The organism is Kribbella sp. NBC_00382 (genome assembly GCF_036067295.1).
Taxonomy (GTDB): Bacteria; Actinomycetota; Actinomycetes; order Propionibacteriales; family Kribbellaceae; genus Kribbella.
This window is the reverse complement of sequence record NZ_CP107954.1, coordinates 3,069,210-3,086,988: the sequence shown is the minus strand read 5'-3', so window position 1 is coordinate 3,086,988 and position 17,779 is coordinate 3,069,210. Positions and strand designations below refer to the sequence as shown.

General features: G+C 67.8%; 15 protein-coding genes and 1 riboswitch. Of the genes, 6 read left to right on the top strand and 9 right to left on the bottom strand.

What is annotated here, in order from left to right:
* Positions 1–10 precede the first annotated feature (10 nt).
* The 5 genes from OHA70_RS15110 to OHA70_RS15090 all read left to right on the top strand — a co-directional run bounded on the left by OHA70_RS15110 (position 11) and on the right by OHA70_RS15090 (position 4,872).
* Complete coding sequence (locus OHA70_RS15110; RefSeq protein WP_328332882.1) at positions 11–760, top strand: LytR/AlgR family response regulator transcription factor; 750 nt, start codon at positions 11–13, stop codon at positions 758–760.
* The gene (locus tag OHA70_RS15105; protein WP_328332880.1) at positions 757–1,137 is read left to right on the top strand and encodes a hypothetical protein; all 381 of its coding nucleotides are present in this window, start codon (positions 757–759) and stop codon (positions 1,135–1,137) included. Before OHA70_RS15110 ends, OHA70_RS15105 begins: the two co-directional genes overlap by 4 nt.
* Before the next feature lie 12 nt (positions 1,138–1,149).
* Positions 1,150–2,685 (top strand): sodium/solute symporter, encoded by a 1,536-nt coding sequence (locus OHA70_RS15100; RefSeq protein WP_328332878.1) that lies wholly within the window; start codon positions 1,150–1,152, stop codon positions 2,683–2,685.
* 199 nt (positions 2,686–2,884) lie between these two features.
* Complete coding sequence (locus OHA70_RS15095) at positions 2,885–3,229, top strand: DUF485 domain-containing protein (RefSeq protein WP_328332876.1); 345 nt, start codon at positions 2,885–2,887, stop codon at positions 3,227–3,229.
* Positions 3,226–4,872 carry a solute symporter family protein gene (locus OHA70_RS15090; RefSeq protein ID WP_328332874.1) on the top strand — a complete coding sequence of 549 codons (1,647 nt, stop codon included), beginning with the start codon at positions 3,226–3,228 and terminating at the stop codon, positions 4,870–4,872. Before OHA70_RS15095 ends, OHA70_RS15090 begins: the two co-directional genes overlap by 4 nt.
* Before the next feature lie 107 nt (positions 4,873–4,979).
* On the opposite strand, the gene OHA70_RS15085 is transcribed toward OHA70_RS15090, so the two are convergent.
* Positions 4,980–6,464, bottom strand: a complete 1,485-nt coding sequence (locus OHA70_RS15085) for a CYTH and CHAD domain-containing protein (protein ID WP_328332872.1) — start codon at positions 6,462–6,464, stop codon at positions 4,980–4,982.
* Positions 6,465–6,545: 81 nt separating this feature from the next.
* On the opposite strand from OHA70_RS15085, the gene pdxR reads away from it, so the two are divergent.
* Positions 6,546–8,063: a MocR-like pyridoxine biosynthesis transcription factor PdxR gene (pdxR, locus tag OHA70_RS15080; RefSeq protein WP_328332870.1), complete on the top strand. Its 1,518-nt coding sequence runs from the start codon at positions 6,546–6,548 to the stop codon at positions 8,061–8,063.
* A gap of 34 nt (positions 8,064–8,097) precedes the next feature.
* Here the strand turns inward: pdxR and OHA70_RS15075 are convergent, their stop codons facing one another.
* The 8 genes from OHA70_RS15075 to OHA70_RS15040 all read right to left on the bottom strand — a co-directional run bounded on the left by OHA70_RS15075 (position 8,098) and on the right by OHA70_RS15040 (position 17,752).
* Positions 8,098–8,886 (bottom strand): ABC transporter ATP-binding protein, encoded by a 789-nt coding sequence (locus OHA70_RS15075; RefSeq protein WP_328332868.1) that lies wholly within the window; start codon positions 8,884–8,886, stop codon positions 8,098–8,100.
* A 3-nt stretch (positions 8,887–8,889) separates the two neighbouring features.
* Complete coding sequence (locus OHA70_RS15070; protein ID WP_328332866.1) at positions 8,890–9,918, bottom strand: FecCD family ABC transporter permease; 1,029 nt, start codon at positions 9,916–9,918, stop codon at positions 8,890–8,892.
* Positions 9,915–10,916, bottom strand: coding sequence for a FecCD family ABC transporter permease (locus tag OHA70_RS15065; protein WP_328332864.1), 1,002 nt, complete (start codon positions 10,914–10,916; stop codon positions 9,915–9,917). Before OHA70_RS15065 ends, OHA70_RS15070 begins: the two co-directional genes overlap by 4 nt.
* Before the next feature lie 28 nt (positions 10,917–10,944).
* Entirely contained in the window at positions 10,945–11,967 is a 1,023-nt protein-coding gene (locus OHA70_RS15060; RefSeq protein ID WP_328332862.1) for an ABC transporter substrate-binding protein, read from the bottom strand.
* A 22-nt stretch (positions 11,968–11,989) separates the two neighbouring features.
* A riboswitch (cobalamin riboswitch) is annotated at positions 11,990–12,173 on the bottom strand.
* Positions 12,174–12,204: 31 nt separating this feature from the next.
* Complete coding sequence (locus tag OHA70_RS15055) at positions 12,205–13,179, bottom strand: hypothetical protein (protein ID WP_328332860.1); 975 nt, start codon at positions 13,177–13,179, stop codon at positions 12,205–12,207.
* A gap of 11 nt (positions 13,180–13,190) precedes the next feature.
* Positions 13,191–14,915 carry a thiamine pyrophosphate-dependent enzyme gene (locus OHA70_RS15050; RefSeq protein ID WP_328332858.1) on the bottom strand — a complete coding sequence of 575 codons (1,725 nt, stop codon included), beginning with the start codon at positions 14,913–14,915 and terminating at the stop codon, positions 13,191–13,193.
* 10 nt (positions 14,916–14,925) lie between these two features.
* The gene (locus tag OHA70_RS15045) at positions 14,926–16,443 is read right to left on the bottom strand and encodes an FMN-binding glutamate synthase family protein (protein WP_328332856.1); all 1,518 of its coding nucleotides are present in this window, start codon (positions 16,441–16,443) and stop codon (positions 14,926–14,928) included.
* A 10-nt stretch (positions 16,444–16,453) separates the two neighbouring features.
* Complete coding sequence (locus tag OHA70_RS15040) at positions 16,454–17,752, bottom strand: MFS transporter (protein ID WP_328332854.1); 1,299 nt, start codon at positions 17,750–17,752, stop codon at positions 16,454–16,456.
* Positions 17,753–17,779: the final 27 nt, after the last annotated feature.

Here is a 17,779-nt window from a genome sequence, read left to right as displayed (position 1 = left end):
TGTGTGGCCCATGACCGACTCTCCACTGCGTGCCCTCGTCGCTGACGACGAGGAGCCGGCGCTCAACGAGCTGGTCTACCTGCTCCGCCAGGACCCCCGGATCGGCTCGATCCAAACCGCCTCGAACGGCACCGACGCGTTGAAGCTCCTGCAGGACGGCGACCTGGACGTCGTCTTCTGCGACATCAAGATGCCCGGCCTCGACGGGATCGTCCTGGCCAGGATCCTGTCCAACTTCAAGAGCCGGCCGCAGATCGTCTTCGTCACGGCGTACGACGAGCACGCGGTCGACGCCTTCGAGCTGGACGCGGCCGACTACGTGATGAAACCGGTGCGGGCCGAGCGACTGAGCGACGCGGTGCGCCGGGTGGTCAACCTGGGGACGCCGACCGCAGTACCACCGCAGGAGGAGACCACCGACGACGAGACGATCCCGGTCGAGCTGGCCGGCGTCACCCGGTTCGTCCAGCGCTCCACCGTCCGGTACGTCGAAGCGCAAGGCGACTACGCCAGGCTTCATACCGGCCAGAACTCGCACCTGGTCCGGATCCCTCTCAGCACCCTCGAAGAACGCTGGCGCGACGCCGGCTTCACCCGCATCCACCGCAGCACCTTGGTAGCCCTCGCCCACGTCGACGAGATGCGCGTAGACGGCGGCCGCTGCGCCGTCCGAGTAGGCGACGACTGGCTCCCCGTCAGCCGCCGCCACACCCGAGAACTCCGCGACCTCCTAGTCCGCTCGACGTCCTTGCGCGGATGAGTACTCCGGAACCACCGCGCCGGGTCAGGGTCACCAGCCCACGGACCAGCGCCGCGCGCCGGATGACTGCGCACACAGGCACTCGCGAGATCGACGAGCAGACGCGGGTCGGTGAGGTCTACATGAGCTCGCTGATCCAGTCGCAGCTCCGGCTCGCCATCGCCGTCATCGCCGGTGCCGCCATCACCCTCGGCGGCCTGCCACTCCTCTTCCTGCTCGTCCCCGCCACCCGCACCCTGCCGATCTTCGGCATCCCGCTCCCCTGGCTCCTGCTCGGCGTCATCGTCTACCCCGTCGTCTACATCGCCGCCCGCATCTACGTCCGGCACGCCGAACGCATCGAAGCCGAGTTCACCGAGTTCGTCGGGCGCAAGTAGATGAACCCGGCGATGAGTTTGACCGCGATCGGATTGGTGATCGCGGCAACTATCGGGATCGGGCTGTTCGGGCTGCGGATCTCCCGCACCACCAGTGACTTCTACGTCGCCAGCCGCGCCGTCACCCCGCGCTGGAACGCGTCCGCGATCAGCGGCGAATACTTGTCAGCGGCATCTTTCCTCGGCGTGGCCGGCCTGGTGCTGGTGAACGGCGCCGACATGCTCTGGTTCTCGGTCGGCTACACCGTCGGCTATCTGATGCTGCTCGTCCTGATCGCAGCCCCGCTCCGCAGGTCCGGCGCCTACACGCTCCCCGACTTCGCCGAGACCCGCTTCGAGTCTGCCGTCGTACGCCGGATCTGCTCCTGCCTCGTAGTCGGCATCGGCACCCTCTACCTCCTACCCCAGTTGCGCGGCGCCGGTCTCACGGTCCACACCGTCACCGGAGCGCCGCCAGCCGTCGGAGCAGCCCTCGTCGCGCTGATCGTGGTCATCAACGTCGCCGCCGGCGGGATGCGCTCGATCACCTTCGTCCAGGCCTTCCAGTACTGGCTCAAGCTCACCGCCCTGGCCGCGCCTATCTTCGTCATCTTCATCGCCTGGCGCTCGGGTGATCACCCCGTCGGCGTTCTGCACTCCCTGCAAGGCGCAGGCGCCGAATGGGCCGAACCACTCTCCCGGGCAGGCGGCCGCAACCACCCGCTGTACGCGACGTACTCGTTGCTCTTGGCCCTTTGTTTCGGAACGATGGGCCTGCCGCACGTCCTGGTCCGCTTCTACACCAACCCGGACGGCCGCGCCGCTCGCCGTACTACGGTCGTCGTACTGGCCCTGCTCGGCGCCTTCTACCTCTTCCCACCCCTGTACGCCGTACTGGGCCGGACCTTCGCACCGGACCTGATCGGCGGCGGCGCCGACACCGTCGTCCTCGAGCTCCCAGGCCGCATTTTCCCTGGTACAGCAGGTGATTTGCTAGGCGCCCTCGTCGCCGCCGGAGCCTTCGCCGCGTTCCTCTCGACGTCATCCGGACTGACCGTCGCCATCGCCGGAGTGATCGACCAGGACCTCCTGCGCAACCGCCTCAACCGGCTGACCGGCGGCGACTACCTGGCCGTCAACAGCTTCCGGATCGCTGCCGTGCTGGCGATCGCCCTTCCCTACTTGGCCTTCAACATCACCGGCGCGCTCAGCCTCGCCGACACCGTAGGCCTGGCGTTCGCCGTCGCCGCGTCGACCTTCTGCCCCCTGCTGGTACTGGGGATCTGGTGGCGCAAGATGTCCATCGTCGGTGCCGCGGCCGGCCTGATCGTGGGCGGGGTCGCCGCGATCACCGCAGTACTGTTCAACGTCATCGGCCCACCCAGCGCAGGCTGGCCGAAGGCGCTGATCGCCCAGCCGGCCGCCTGGACGATGCCGCTCGCCTTCATCACCGTGATCACGGTCTCCAAGCTCACCCCGCACAAGATCCCCCGCGGCACCGCCCGGAGCATGGTCCGCCTGCACACCCCCGAAGCCGTCGACGTCGACCGCGGCCTCCCGTCAGCCTGAGCGTCTGACCGCCTGACCGCTCGTCGTACCGTTCCGACCGCTCATCGCAGCCGGTCCCACCGCCGGTCGAAGGGTGGATGCCATTGGGCGCTCGGTGCAGTTCGGTGCTGTCCGGCCGGAGTGAGCTGGACCACAGTACGAGCAGCAACCCTGCGCGCCGGTCCTTCCGCCCGGCCTGATCCCGTCTGGAGGTCCCGCGATGAGCGATACGCGCCGCGCGGCCGGCGATCCGGAACTGACGACGTACCGAGACGTCCAGCTGTCACCGGACTTCTCCGAACTCCGTCGCCGGTTCCGGCGCTTCGTGTTCCCGATGACCGGCCTGTTCCTGGTCTGGTACTTCGTCTACGTCCTGCTCGCCGACTACGCGCACGGTTTCATGTCGCACAAGGTCGGCGGCAACATCACCGTCGGGCTGCTGTTCGGCTTCGGCCAGTTCGTCTCCACCTTCGCGATCACGCTGCTGTACGTCCGCTGGGCCGACAAGTCGTTCGACCCGGACGCCAAGCACCTGCGTGACCAGATCGAGGGAGAGCACCTGTGAGCGCGCCGCTACTGTTGCCATTGGCAACCACCGTCGGAAACCCCACGGTCAACATCGCGATCTTCGCGGCGTTCGTGGTCGCCACCCTGGCGATCGTCATCCGGGCCTCTCGCAACAACAAGAGCGCGGCCGACTTCTACGCCGGCGGCCGGTCCTTCACCGGCCCGCAGAACGGCATCGCGATCGCCGGTGACTACCTGTCCGCCGCGTCGTTCCTCGGGATCGCCGGGGCCATCGCAGTGAACGGGTACGACGGCTTCCTGTACTCGATCGGCTTCCTGGTGGCCTGGCTGGTGGCCCTGCTGCTGGTCGCCGAGCTGCTCCGGAACACCGGCCGGTTCACGATGGCCGACGTACTGTCGTTCCGGCTCAAGCAGCGTCCGGTCCGGATGGCTGCGGCCATCTCCACCCTGGGCGTCTGCTTCTTCTACCTGCTGGCTCAGATGGCCGGTGCGGGCGGCCTGGTCGCGCTACTGCTCGGCATCTCGAGCAAGGCCGGGCAGAACGTCGTGATCGCGGTCGTCGGCGCCATCATGATCACCTACGTGCTCGTCGGTGGCATGAAGGGCACCACCTGGGTGCAGATCGTCAAGGCGGTGCTGCTCGTCATCGGCGCCGGCATCATGACGATCTGGGTGCTGGCGAAGTACTCGTTCAACCTGTCCGGCCTGCTGGGTGCCGCAGTGGACAAGAGTCCCGCCGCCGGGGAGAAGCTCCTCAGCCCGGGTCTTCAGTACGGCGCAACGGGGATCAGCAAGCTCGACTTCATCTCGCTCGGCCTGGCCCTGGTGCTCGGCACCGCCGGCCTGCCGCACGTGCTGATGCGCTTCTACACCGTGCCGAACTCGCGTGAGGCCCGCCGCAGCGTCAGCTGGGCGATCTGGATCATCGGCATCTTCTACCTGTTCACCCTGGTCCTCGGGTACGGCGCGGCCGCGCTGGTCGGCCCGGACAAGATCAAGGCGGCTCCCGGCAAGGCGAACTCGGCGGCTCCACTGCTCGCGTACGAACTCGGCGGGGAGATCCTGCTGGGCGTGATCTCAGCGGTCGCCTTCGCCACGATCCTGGCGGTCGTGGCCGGCCTGACCATCACGGCGAGCGCGTCCTTCGCCCACGACATCTACGGCTCCGTCATCAAGAAGGGTCAGGTCAGCGGCGACGGCGAGGTCCGGGTCGCCCGGATCACCGTGGTCGTGATCGGCGCGGTCGCGATCGTCGGCGGCATCTTCGCCAACGGCCAGAACATCGCCTTCCTGGTGGCACTCGCCTTCGCGGTCGCGGCGTCGGCGAACCTGCCGACGATCCTCTACTCGCTGTTCTGGCGGCGCTTCAACACCAGAGGCGCGCTCTGGAGCATCTACGGCGGTCTGGGCTCGGCGATCTTCCTGATCATCTTCAGCCCGGTCGTCTCCGGCAAGGTGGACAAGAAGACCGGGGCGAGCCTGTCGATGATCACCGACACCGGGATCGACTTCCACTGGTTCCCGCTCGACAACCCGGGCATCGTCTCGATCCCGCTGGCCTTCGTGCTCGGCATCATCGGCACGCTGACCAGTCGCGAGGGCACCAACATCGACAAGTTCGCCGAGATGGAGGTCCGCTCGCTCACCGGGGCCGGTGCCGAGAAGGCAACCTCCCACTAGACCTGTCAGGCAGGCCCTGCTGATTTTCACGCGAACCTGCCTGGCAGCTTCACCCCGAGACCCGGGGGACCAAGCACCCAGCTTGGCTCCCCGGGTTTTTCGCGTTCTCAGTGCTTCAGCGACGGCCAGAGTTCAAGGAAGGCGATGCGCGACGCCTCACCACGCTGCTCCTCGGCAGCATGCAAACGCCCGAAGGTGAAGGCGTTCCCGCCATCCAGATAGGTCTGTACTGCGAGCAGCCGCAGCAACTCACGAGCCACCACGCTGTCCTGGTGGTCGCCGAGCACCTCCTGGACCTCCTTGGCCCGGGAGACCAAGCCGGCCGCCTCGTCGCCGAGGACCGGGAGGGCGGACTCAGCGGCGTACCGGAGTCGTTTGGAGGCCTTGCGCACCTCGTGCAGCTCGTGGTCCTGCTCGGCGGTGTCCTCAGCATCCTGCATCCGCTTGACGCCCTTGCTCATCCGCTTCCAGTCGTGATCGAGCAGCTCGGGCAGCTGCTTGGACGCCTTGCGCGTTTCGCCGATCAGCGGTGGGTTCGCGACCAGCTCGTCCAAGGCGTCGAGCAGCCGGAAGTACCGCTCGCTCTCCAATGCGGCCAGTGCCTCGACCCGGGCGGCCTTGTAGACCGATCGCAGGTGGGTGTCGATGTAGGCGCCGACCCTGCCCATCACCAGCTCGGCCGGCTGCTCGTCGACGGCGGTGCTGAAGTGCTCACGCAGTACTTCGGCGTCGCGCGCGCCGCCCAGCTCACCCGCCAGCCACTTGAGCTCGTCGCGCAACGGGTCGCCGACCTCACGATCGATGACCGGCCGGTACGTCGCCAGCGCGGAGCGCAGCCGTCGGGTCGCGACCCGCATCTTGTGGACCGAGTCGGGGACGTCACGGCGTACGCCGGGGTCGCGCTCGTGGATCGCCTGCACCTGCGCGATCGCGTAAGCGCGGAAGAGGTCGGCCGTGGTCGGCTTCTTCGGCAGCTCCCACCCGTCCTGCTTCGGCACCCGGTCGCCGAGTGCCCGCGCGAGTTTGCTCGGGCCTGACGCGGGCTTGGCGCCGGCGGCGCGGAGTACCGGCTCGGCGGCCTCGAGCAGGTCGGTCTCGCCGTTGACCAGCTCGACCTCCCACTCCCGCCAGCTCTCCGACTCACCGTCGACGGTCGCGGTCACCTCGTCGTCGGCGATCTCGGCGAGCACCTCCCCGTCGGCGTCCAGCAGCCGGTGCACGATCCGCCGCGTCGATAGGGTCACCACGGGGACCAGCTCGTTGTCACGGGCATGCACGCGGACGATCCGGACCACCTGGATCGGCACCTTGCGCACCGCCCGGCCGAGCGGGTGCCGGATCTCCAGCCGCTCACCCGAGGCGACCGGCAGCTTCACGTGCCAGCCGTCGTCCTCGCCGCCGGTGCGGCGTCTGAGCGTCACCTTGTTGGCGGCCAGGTCGAGGCCGGCCGTGTCGAAGTACACGGCCTCCAGGTTCAGCTCGACGGGCTGCGCGACGCTCTCGACTCCCGGCAGCTCCAGCAGCACCGGCAGGATCGCGTGCTCGTCGACGTCGTACTTGGTCTCGATCTCAAGCTCTTCGGTCGGCGACATGCCCCTTGTTTACCAGCCACGCCCAATCCGCCGCACCCGGTTCAACGTCAAGATTCCCGGTCGGCCACTCACAATGGTCCGATGAGCAGGTCCAATGAGAGTGCGACTGGTAGATCCAAAGCAGGCGCCGACTTCCTTCAACTACGCCCCGAGGAGGCCCCGTCCGGCGGCCTGGCCGAGTGGCTGGCCACCGAGCTCCGCACAGCGATCGCCGACGGCCGCCTCCCTATCGGAAGCCGACTCCCCGCGACCCGCCAACTCGCGACTGAGCTGCAGGTCTCCCGCGGGGTGGTGACGGAGGCCTACCAACGCCTCACCGAAGACGGTCACGTAGCCGGCCGCGGCCGCGCCGGCACCACCGTGGTCGCGGCGCCCGTCAGCCGACCCGCGGTCTCCGACGAGGTACCCGCTGTGGGGGCCCGGCTTCGTGGGTTGTCGGTGGAGGGGGCTCGGGTGGGGCGGCTTACGTTGGCTGAGCCTGATCAGGACATCTTCGACGCGATGCGGGCGGCGCCGGCTCGGATTGATCTGACGCCCGGGGTGCCGGATCTGGCGGCGTTCCCGCGGGCCGCCTGGCTGAAGGCTGAGCGGGCGGTACTGACCGACCTCTCCGCATCGGCCTTCGGCTACGGCGACCCAGCCGGTACGCCGGCGTTGCGGCTCGCCGTCGCCAACTGGCTGGCGCGCAACCGTGGAATCAAGGCCGACCCGGCCGACCTCATCATCGTCGCCGGTGTTTCCCAAGCACTCGCCTTGATCTGCCAAGTGCTCGGCAGCGACGGCATCACCGAGCTGGCCGTGGAGGATCCGGGTTCACTCGGCTCCCGCCAGCATCTGCAGATCTGGGGCATGCAGACGCCGCCCATCCCGGTCGACGACGGCGGACTACGCGTCGACGTACTACGAGCCAGCAGCGCCCGAGCCGTCCTCGTCACGCCCGCGCACCAGTTCCCGACGGGCGTAGTACTGGACGGAGAACGCCGACGAGAGCTGATGCAATGGGCCACCGACGGCGGCCTCATCATCGAGGACGACTACGACGCCGAACACCGGTACGACCGCCCACCGGTCCCCGCCATGCGCGCAATGCTCACCGAGCAGGTGATCTACACCGGCAGCATCTCCAAACTCCTGGCCCCCGCGCTGCGAATCGGCTGGATGCTCCCCCCACCCCGCTACCGCCGCGCCCTGATCGCCGCCAAACGCCATGCCGACCTAGGCAACGCAGGCCTACCGCAACTAACCCTCGCCCACCTGATGGAATCCGGCGACCTGGAACGCCAACTCCGCTTCGTCCGCCGCCGCCACCGCACCCGCCGCGACGCGATGATCACCGCCATCACCAACCACTTGCCCACAGCAACAGTCCACGGCGCCGCCGCCGGCCTCCACCTGACCATCACCTTCCCCGAAGGCCCCGACGACATAGCCCTAGCCTCAGCAGCCCTGGACCTAGGCGTCAAAACCCAACCGCTCTCCTGGCACTACCAACACCCCCTGGCCCCCGGCCTGGTCCTCGGCTACGCCGCCCGCACCCCCACCGACATCACCACCGCCATCCCCCAAATCGCCACCGCTCTCAAGTCGTTGTCCACTTGATGGAAACGGGTCGGCGGCGCAGGAGCGGGGACGGTCAGCGCGGGCGGCGGGGGCGGGGTAGGACTAGCGGGGTACCGGTGAGGGGGTCTTCGATCACCTCGCAGGGGAGGCCGAAGACCTGTTCGACGAGGGCTGCCGTGACGACCTCCTCGGGATTGCCTTGGGCCACGACTTGGCCGGACTTCAGGGCGATCAGGTGGTCGGCGTAGCGGGCGGCGAGATTGAGGTCGTGCAGCACGAGGACGACCGTTTTGCCACGGTCGCGGTTGAGGTCGTGGACCAGATCGAGGATCTCGAGTTGATGGGCGAGGTCGAGGAAGGTGGTCGGTTCGTCCAGCAACATGGTCTCGGCGTCCTGCGCCAGTGCGAGCGCGATCCAGACCCGCTGACGCTGACCGCCGGACAGCTCATCCAGGGAACGGTTCGCCAGGTCCGAAGTACCGGTGGCTTCCAGCGCGGCCGCCACCACCCGCTCATCCTCGGCTGACCATTGCCGGAACCACCGCTGATGCGGATGACGCCCGCGTCCGACCAGATCGGACACAGTGATCCCATCCGGCGCCACCGGCTGTTGCGGCAACATCCCGAGCTTCGTCGCCAACGTGCTCCCAGACAGACCAGCAAGGTCGGCGTCGTCCAGATAGACAGCACCGCCCTTCGGTGCCAGCAGCCTGGCCAGCCCACGCAGCAGAGTCGACTTCCCACAAGCATTCGCCCCGACGATCACGGTGATCCGGCCGGCGGGAATCTCCACCGACAACTCCGTCACCACCGGCGTCGCGTCGTACGCGAGGCTCAGGCTCTCGGTGCGCAGTACGCCCATAGGTCAGCCTCCTTGCCCGACGCGGTTCGCGCGAGCCATCAGAATCAACAGGTACGGCGCGCCGAGAAACGCCGTGACGACACCGACCGGCAGCGCGGTGGGCGCGAAGAGCTCCCGCGCGAGCAGATCGGAGCCGACCACCAGCAGGGCCCCGATCGCCCCGGCAGCAAGCAATCCGGCGACACGTTCGGCGACCAACCGACGGGCGAGCTGCGGCGCGACCAGCGCAACGAAACCGATCGGTCCGGCTGCCGCCGTCGCGAGCCCAGCCAAGCCGACTCCGACAGCGATCAACAGCCCACGCGACAGCTCGACCCGGCCGGCGAGCGTCCGGGCGAGGTCGTCGCCCAACTCGAGCAGCCTCAACTGTCGCGATCCAGCCATGGCCGCTGGTACCAGGATCAGCAGCGTGATCCCGATCAGCGTCACATGCGGCCAGGACCGTCCGGCGAGACTGCCCGCCAGCCACATGGAGGCACTCTTGGCCGCGTAGATATCGGCCAGCGTGAGCAGGTACGCCGTGATCGAGCCGACGATCGCTGTGACGCCGATCCCGACCAGCACCAGGCGATACCCGGCAATGCCTTGTCTATAAGCAAGAAGGTAGATGGCGGTTGCTGTCAGCAAGGATCCGGCCAGCGCGCCGGCCGGGAGCCAGCCGATCGACGTACCGAAGATCGTGATCATCAGTACTGCGGCCAGCGCAGCACCCGCGTTGATCCCGATCAGGTCCGGGCTGACCAGCGGATTGCGCGCCAACCGCTGGAAGATGGCGCCCGAGATCGCGAACGCGGCCCCGACCCCCATCCCGACGAGGACTCTGGGCAGCCGATTGTTGACCACCACGTCCGTCATGATCAAAGAGCCGTTGCCTGCCAGGGTGTTGAGCACCTGCGGCAGCGGGATCTCGTAGTCGCCGAGGGTGAGCGAGATGGCAGCGATCACCAGAGCGGCCACCCAGGCGACCGTCGCGACCACGATGCCGGCGACGTCGACCCGGGTGGAGAACGGGCCGATCCGGATCGCCTTCACAGCTCGGCCAGCTTGCGGCGGCGGACGAGGGCGATGAACAGCGGAGCACCGATCAGCGCAGTGACGATGCCGACCTGCAGTTCATCGGGTCGTGCTACTAGCCTTCCGGCCACGTCCGCGAGCAGCAGAACAGTCGGCGCCAGAACGAGTGACCACGGAAGGATCCACCGGTAGTCAGCACCGACCAGAGCTCTCGCCACATGCGGCACAGCGAGGGCGATGAAGGCGATCGGTCCGGCCATCGCGGTCGCAGTACCGGCGAGCAGCATGACGGCGAGGGCTGCCAGTACGCGAACCAGACCGATCCTGGTCCCCAAGGTCACAGCCAGGTCTTCGCCGAGAGCCAACTGGTTGAGCGATCGACCGAGAGTCAACGCCAAGAGGATGCCTAGGGCAATGAAAGGCAAGGCCTGGGCAACGATCGCACTGGTTGCCAAGGTCAACGAACCGACGACCCAGAACCGGAACTCGTTGAGGGTGGAGAGGTCGAGCAAGGTGATGGCCGAGGTCACCGATCCGAGCAGGGCGGAGAGGGCGGCCCCGGCCAATGCGAGCTTGATCGGGGTGGCGCCACCCCGACCGACCGAGCCGACGAGATAGACCACGACGGTCGCGATCAGAGCGCCACCCATCGCGAACCACACGTACCCGGTGAGCGACTGGACGCCGAGCAAACCGATCGCGGCGACGACGGCCAGTGCGGCACCCGCGTTCACGCCGAGGATTCCCGGGTCGGCCAACGGGTTGCGGGTGATTCCCTGCATCACGGCGCCGGCCAGGCCGAGGGCTGCCCCGGCGAGTAGGCCTGCGGCAGTACGGGGGAAACGGAGGTACCGGATCACCCGGTCCGTGTCGGATCCGGTGAAGTCGGCGGCCGCGACGAAGACGTCGTGCGGGCCGAACCACTGGTTGCCGGCCACCAACGACAGCAACACCGCACCCAGCAAGACGACGCAGGCCACAGCCAGGCCGGCCGCCCGCGCGCCACCGCTCTTCACGCGACCGGGGCCATCGCGACCGGAGCCTTCACTTGACCAGGTCGGGGTGGATCAGTTTCGCGATCAGTTCGGTGGAGTTGGCGCCGCGGACACCGGCCGAGTGGTGGGCGAACAGCCACGGGTACACGTGCCTGTTCTTGACCGACTTGAGGTTCGCGTACGCCGGATTGCCGAGGATCTTCTGGACGTCCGGCTGGACCTTGGCCTCGGTCAGCGAGGCGTCGCAGCAGCCGCTGATCAGGACGTAGTCGGGGTCGCGCTTGATGAACTCCTCGATGCTGATCTTCACGTTCCGCTTCGAGGTCAGGTCGGCGAAGGCATTCACCCCACCGGCCTGCTTGATCAGCACGGTGCCGAAGTCGGGGCCGCCCGACACGGTCAGGCCGCCGCCCTCCAGGCCGGGGCGCAGGATCGCGACGGTCGGCTTGTCGGCGCCCTTGACCTTCGCCTCGACGGCGGCGATCCGCTGCTGCTGGTCGGCGATCACCTGCTCGGCGCGGTCGGAGACAGCGAACAGCTTGCCGAGGTCGCGCAGATCGGCGTACACGTTGTTCATCGAGACGGTCGAGGGGTCGATCGCCTCGTCGCCCTTGCCGTCCGCGGTCGGGCAGAGCGGGCTGAAGATCCAGGTCTGCACGCCGAGGTCCGACAGGCTCTTGCGGCTGCCGAAGCTCTCGTCGCTGCCGCCTCCGCCGAACACGTCGTTGAAGCCGGAGAGCACGAAGTCCGGGTTCTGGCTGAGCAGTTCTTCTCGACTCGGCAGGTTCTTGTAGTACTTCGCGTCCTTCTGCGCGGCGGCGTACTGCGGCAACACCTCGGCATCCAGATACGCCGTACCGACCAGCCGGTCCGAGATCCCCAGCGCGTGCGCCATCTCGATGGCCGGCTGATAGGCCGCGAACACCCGCTTCGGCGGCCCGTCGACAGTCACGTCGATCCCACAGTTCTTCACCGTGATCGCATTCGCACCTGCACCCGGCCCGGCGTCGGCCGCACCCCCACAGCCGGTGACCAAGGACAGTACGACGACAGCAGCAACCAGCGTTTTCACGCGCGCCTCCAGCACCTCGTGGACGGTGTGACACGCCGTGGCCGGTCTCCTGGCTGACGGGAACCTCATCCCAGGGCTGACCTTCCCAGCCAAACCTCAGCCAGTGGTCTCTGTCTCCAGATCACCCAAGAACATCCCGCTCACAGTGGCGAGGGCCGCGCCGGCATCCCACCGGCTTCCCGAACACCACGACGCGCCAACCGTAACCCACCTGCAACCCAGTCGCAGAAGCCGGGGTCAGCGGGTGTAGAGGCCTGACATGGCTAGGGCGAAGGTGACCATGTTGTCTTTGTCGGTGGTGCCGGCGGGGAGGGGGACCAGGTCGATCAGCTTGTCGGTGCCTACTCGGATGACGGAGCGGCCGGTGGCGGTGTCTACGTAACCCTCGTCGCCTAGGGGGATGGGGAAGGAAGTTGTGGCTTTGCTGATGGGGGCGATGACTGCTTGGGCGTCGGCTACTCGGCGGACGGTGGAGTAGAGGACGCGGGTCTTGGTGATCCAGCCGCAGACGATGTCGCCGGCGGCGGTTTCGCTGTCGCGGCGGACCGTAGCTTCGGCGCCCATCACCTTCGCGGCGACTGTGGTGCCCCGCTCGCATTCTGGGCGGGTGATGAAGGGCGCGGGCTCTGGGAGACCCTCGGCTTGTTGGGCTGCGTCCTGGGCCAGTACAACGTACTTCGCCAGCGTCGCGGGCGGCCCACTCATCTTGCGCAGCTTGCCATCGGCCAGGAACACGATGAAGCGGCTGTTCCCGAACCCGCCCTGCCCGACCGTCACCGGCTTGGCCGGCTCGCCCTTCGTCGCGTCGTAGGCCTTGCGAGCCGCCGCAAGGTCCGCGGGGGTCGCGAAGAAGACGGACGTGCCAACTCGTAGTACCGGACCGGACGGAGTCCTGCTCAGGTCGAGCTGGCACTGGTCGTACGTCGGGAAGCCGAACTCGGCCGGCACCTGCGTCGGGTGGATCCGCACCACCGGCACACCCAGCGTCGACTGGACGAGCGTCTGGTTCATCCGCACGCACAGGGTGTCGGCCACCTTGGAGCTAGGCGGCGTACTCGGCGTATCCGTCGGCGTAGGGGTAGGCGACTCAGTAGGCGTAGTGCTCACCGAGACCAGCGGCGGCACGCTGGGCGCCGTCTCGCCCCCAGGACCGCCACACCCGGCCAACAACGCAGTACTGCCGAGCAGAGCCACCACCAAGCGAGTACGCATGGTCACAGAGACTACTCGTGGCTCTCGATGAACTCCTTCGTCTTGGCGATCGCGAACCCCCACCCCTGGTGCACCGTCGGCGCCGGCGGGATCGCGATCTCGTCCGGGTTCGTCAGCACGTCGATCAGCACCGGCCCAGCAGTCCCCAGCGCCCGCGAGACCGCCTCATCCACCTCGCCTGGCCGCTCCACCCGAATCCCGGTCAGCCCGATCGCCTTGGCCACCTCGGCGAAGTCCGGGTTCGCCAGCTTCGTCCCGTACTCCGGCAGCCCCACCTGCTCCATTTCCAGCTTGACCATGCCGAGCCGCCCGTTGTTGAACACCACCAGCTTGACCGGCAACTCGTACGCCACCGCCGTGATCAGATCCCCGAGCAGCATCGACAACCCACCATCACCGCAGAACGCCACCACCTGCCGCGAGCGATCCACCGCCGACAACCCGAGCGCGTGCGGCATCGCATTCGCCATCGACCCCAGGTTGTACGACCCGATCAACCGCCGCTCGCCCCGCATCCGCACATACCGCGCCAGCCAGACCGTCGACATCCCCGTGTCACTCGTGAACAACGCGTCATCCGAGGCATGTCGATCAACAGCCGCCGCCAGCAGCTCAGGCCGGATCCGCGCCTCCGGGTTGTCCACCTTGCGCCGCAGCAGCCCCTTGGGCTTCCGGTCGAACGCAGGATCGGTGAACTGCACCTGCCGCTCCCGCCAAGCCGCGTACGACTTCAGTGCCTTGTCCAGATGCCCAGTGGAAGTCTTCTGCTGCAGTAGCGGCAACAACGACGCCAGTGTCGGCTGTGCGTGCCCAACCAGCCCATGGTCGACCAGCACCCGCCGCCCGATGTGCGCACCCCGCAGATCCAGCTGTACGACGGTCTTCCCGGCCGGCAGGAACTCCCGGTACGGAAAGTCCGTCCCCACCAGGAACAGCACGTCACATCCGTCGAACGCCACCTTGCTCGCGTGATTACCCAGCAGCCCCGACTGCCCGACCTCCTGCGGCAAGTTCTCCTCAAACCGCTCCTTGGCCTTCAGCGTCAGCACAGTGGGCGCCGCCAACAGGCTAGCCAGCTCCTGCACCTCAGTCAGTGCCTCACGAGCCCCCATGCCCACCAGTAGCGTCACGTTGTCGGCAGCGTTGAGTACTGCCGCTACCTTCTCCAGTTCAGCCGCGTCAGGCACGGTATGCGACGCAGGCTCGAGGAACTGCGGCACCGGCGTACCGTGCGGCACCTCTAGACCGCCCACGTCACCAGGGATCGACAGCACCGCGACACCGCGCTCCGCCAGCGCCGCATTGACTGCCTGCTCGATCAGCCCGGGCGCCTGCTCCGCAGTGGACACCGTCGCGCAGAACACGGCGACATCCGCGAACAGCACATCGTTGTTGACCTCCTGGAAGAAGTCGCTGCCGATCTCCTCCCGCGGCACCTGCCCACAGATCGCCAGCACAGGCACCCGCGACTTGGCCGCGTCGTACAGGCCGTTGAGCAGATGGATCGCCCCCGGCCCGACCGTCCCCATGCACACACCCAGCCGACCAGTGAGCGACGCCTGTGCCCCAGCAGCGAAGGCACCCGCCTCCTCGTGCCGTACGCCGATCCACTCCACCCGGTCCTCGCGCCGGATCGCATCGGTGACCGGGTTGAGCGCATCACCGACCACACCCCAGACCGAGCTCACGCCATGGTCGGCCAACGACTCGACCAGCAACTCCGCGACAGTGCTCACCAAAGGCTCCCTACGGTCTGAACAGATCCGGATCCGCCTGTACCCAATCCCGGGCCCAGGACTTCGACACGTCATGAAGGCCGGCCAGCAACTGCCCCGGCGCAAGGTGCTCGAAGAGGTCGGCATAGCTCTCCGTGCGGGTGTGGTCGATCCGCCGGAGCAGCATCCGCGGCTCCAGCTGATCCGGCCCGTCCAGCCCCATCGACGCGATCACCTGCATCGCGGACGCCACCGTCTCGCGCTGGAAGTTCGCCACCCGGCTGGTCTTGTCGGCGACGTCGAGCGCGCGCATCCGGCGCGGGTCCTGGGTCGCGACGCCGACCGGGCAGGTGTTGGTGTGGCAGGTCTGCGCCTGGATGCAGCCGGTCGCCATCATCATCGCGCGAGCCGCGTTGGTGTAGTCCGCGCCCTGCAGGATCCGCTTGACGATGTCGACGCCGGTGGCGACCTTGCCGCTGGCCCCGATCTTCACCCGGTCCCGCAGCCCGACGCCGGTCAGCGCGTTGTGCACGGTCAGCAGGCCCTCGGTCAGCGGCGTACCGATGTGGTCCTCGTACTCCTGCGGCGCCGCGCCGGTCCCGCCCTCGGCGCCGTCGACCACGATGAAGTCCGGAGTGATGCCCTCGGCAACCATCGCCTTGCAGATCGCCAGCACATCGGTCCGCGACCCGACGCAGAGCTTGAAACCGGTCGGTTTGCCGCCGGCCAGCTCACGCATCCGGGCGATGAACAGGACCAGTTCGCGCGGCGTCGAGAACACCTGATGGTACGGCGGGGAGACGACCTTCTTGCCGACCGGTACGCCGCGGACGGCCGCGATCTCGGCCGTCACCTTCGCCCCGGGCAGCACCCCGCCGATGCCGGGTTTCGCGCCCTGGCTGAGCTTGAGCGAGACGAGTTTCACCTGGTCGTCGGCGGCCTTGTCGCGGAACTGGTCCGGGTCGAAGCCACCATCGGCGTCGCGCGTTCCGAAGTACCCGCTGCCGATCTCCCAGACCAGGTCGCCGCCGTTGCGGTGGTACCGGCTGATCCCGCCCTCACCGGTGTCGTGCGCGAACCCGCCGCGCGCCGCACCCCGGTTGAGGGCCTCGATCGCGTTGGCGCTGATCGCGCCGAAGCTCATCGCCGAGACGTTCAGCAGCGCCATCTCGTACGGCGAAGTGCAGTCCGGCCCGCCGATCCTGACCCGCGGAATCTCCTGCGCGACCGGGCGCGGCACGGTCGAGTGGACCAGGTACTCGTAACCGACCTCGTTCACGTCCCGCTCGGTGCCGAACGGCTGTTCCTCGTTGGTGCCTTTGGCCCGGGCGTAGATGGTCGTACGAGTGTCGCGGTCGTACGGGCGGCCGTCGTAGTTGCGCTCGATGAAGTACTGCTGCAGCTCCGGCCGGATCTTCTCCAGCAGGAAGCGCAGATGCCCGATGACCGGGTAGTTGCGCAGGATCGAGTGCTTCTTCTGGACCACGTCGTGAATGCCGACGGCGATCAGCAGGACCACGATGCCGAGCAGGGTGAAGAGCAGCACCATGCTCCCGAAGCTACCCCGTGGGTTGTACTCCGCCCCGGAGGTCACGCTCGCGGATCGCGTGTTCGTCGGTCCGCGAGTCGTACCGCCAGAACTCACGCAGCCAGACCGCAGTACCGACGACTCCCACGACACAGAGCGCGCCACCGCTGACGATGGCGGTCCGTACGGTCGTCAGGTCGGCCACCAGCCCAGAACGCGCCTGACCGCCGAGCGGGCCGAGTGAGTAGCCGAGCATCTCGATCCCGGCCAGCCGGCCGCGCATCTCGTCCGGGATGGTCTGGTTCCAGATCACCGACCGGAACAGCACCGACACCATGTCGGCGCCGCCCGCGATCGCGAAGAAGCCGATCGCGAACCAGATGTTCGGCGCCAGCCCGGCGATCCCGACCGACGCTCCCCAGACAATCGTCGCGCAGACGACGGCCCGGCCCTGGTGGTGCACGCGCTTGGCCCAGCCGCTCGTCAGGCTCGCGCACATCGCGCCGATCGCCTCGGCGCTGTAGAGGAGACCGAGCAGTTTCGGCTCCTTCAGGATGTCGGTCGCGAACGCGGGGAACAACACGATCGGCATCGCCAGGAACATCCCGACCATGTCGACCAAGTAGGTGGCGAGCAGGTCCTTGCGCCGGTAGGCGTAGACGATGCCCTCGCCGATCCCGCGCAGGCTCGGCGGCTTGCTGTGCTCACTCGACTTGTACGACCCGAGCCCGGCGTACAGGCAGGTCGCGATCACCAGACCGGTCAGCTCGATCGCGAAAGCCCAGGTCACCCCGGCCGTGCCGACCAGTACGCCGCCCAGCGCGGGACCGGCGAGTTGCCCGATCTGCATCGTCAGCGACATCAGCGCCACGCCGGCGGCCATCTCTTCGTGCTTGACCACCCGCGGGAAGAGCGCCTCCCGGCTCGGCCGCTGGAGTGAGGTGGCGATCGCGTTCAGCCCGCCGCAGACGTAGATCAGCCAGACCTGCGGGTGGGCCAGCAACGAGTTGCTGAGCATCAGCGCGCAGATGAGGGCCTGGGCGATACCGGTCGCGATCAGCATCTTGCGGCGGTCGACGTGGTCGGCCAGCGCACCGCCGTACAGGCCGAAGACGACCAGCGGAACGATCGTCACCAGGCCCATCGCGCCGACCGCGAAGTTCGAGCCGGTCAGCTGGTACAGCTGGAACGGCAGCGCCACGTAACCGACCATGCCGCCGAGGAAGAAGACCGAGCCGGAGATCACCAGGATCCGGAAGTCCCGCGACCCCCGCCACGGCGTCAGATCGATCTTCAGGCGGGCCAGCCGGGTCCGGAAACTTGTTGCCACTGGCACATAGTGACACCTGCATCGGCT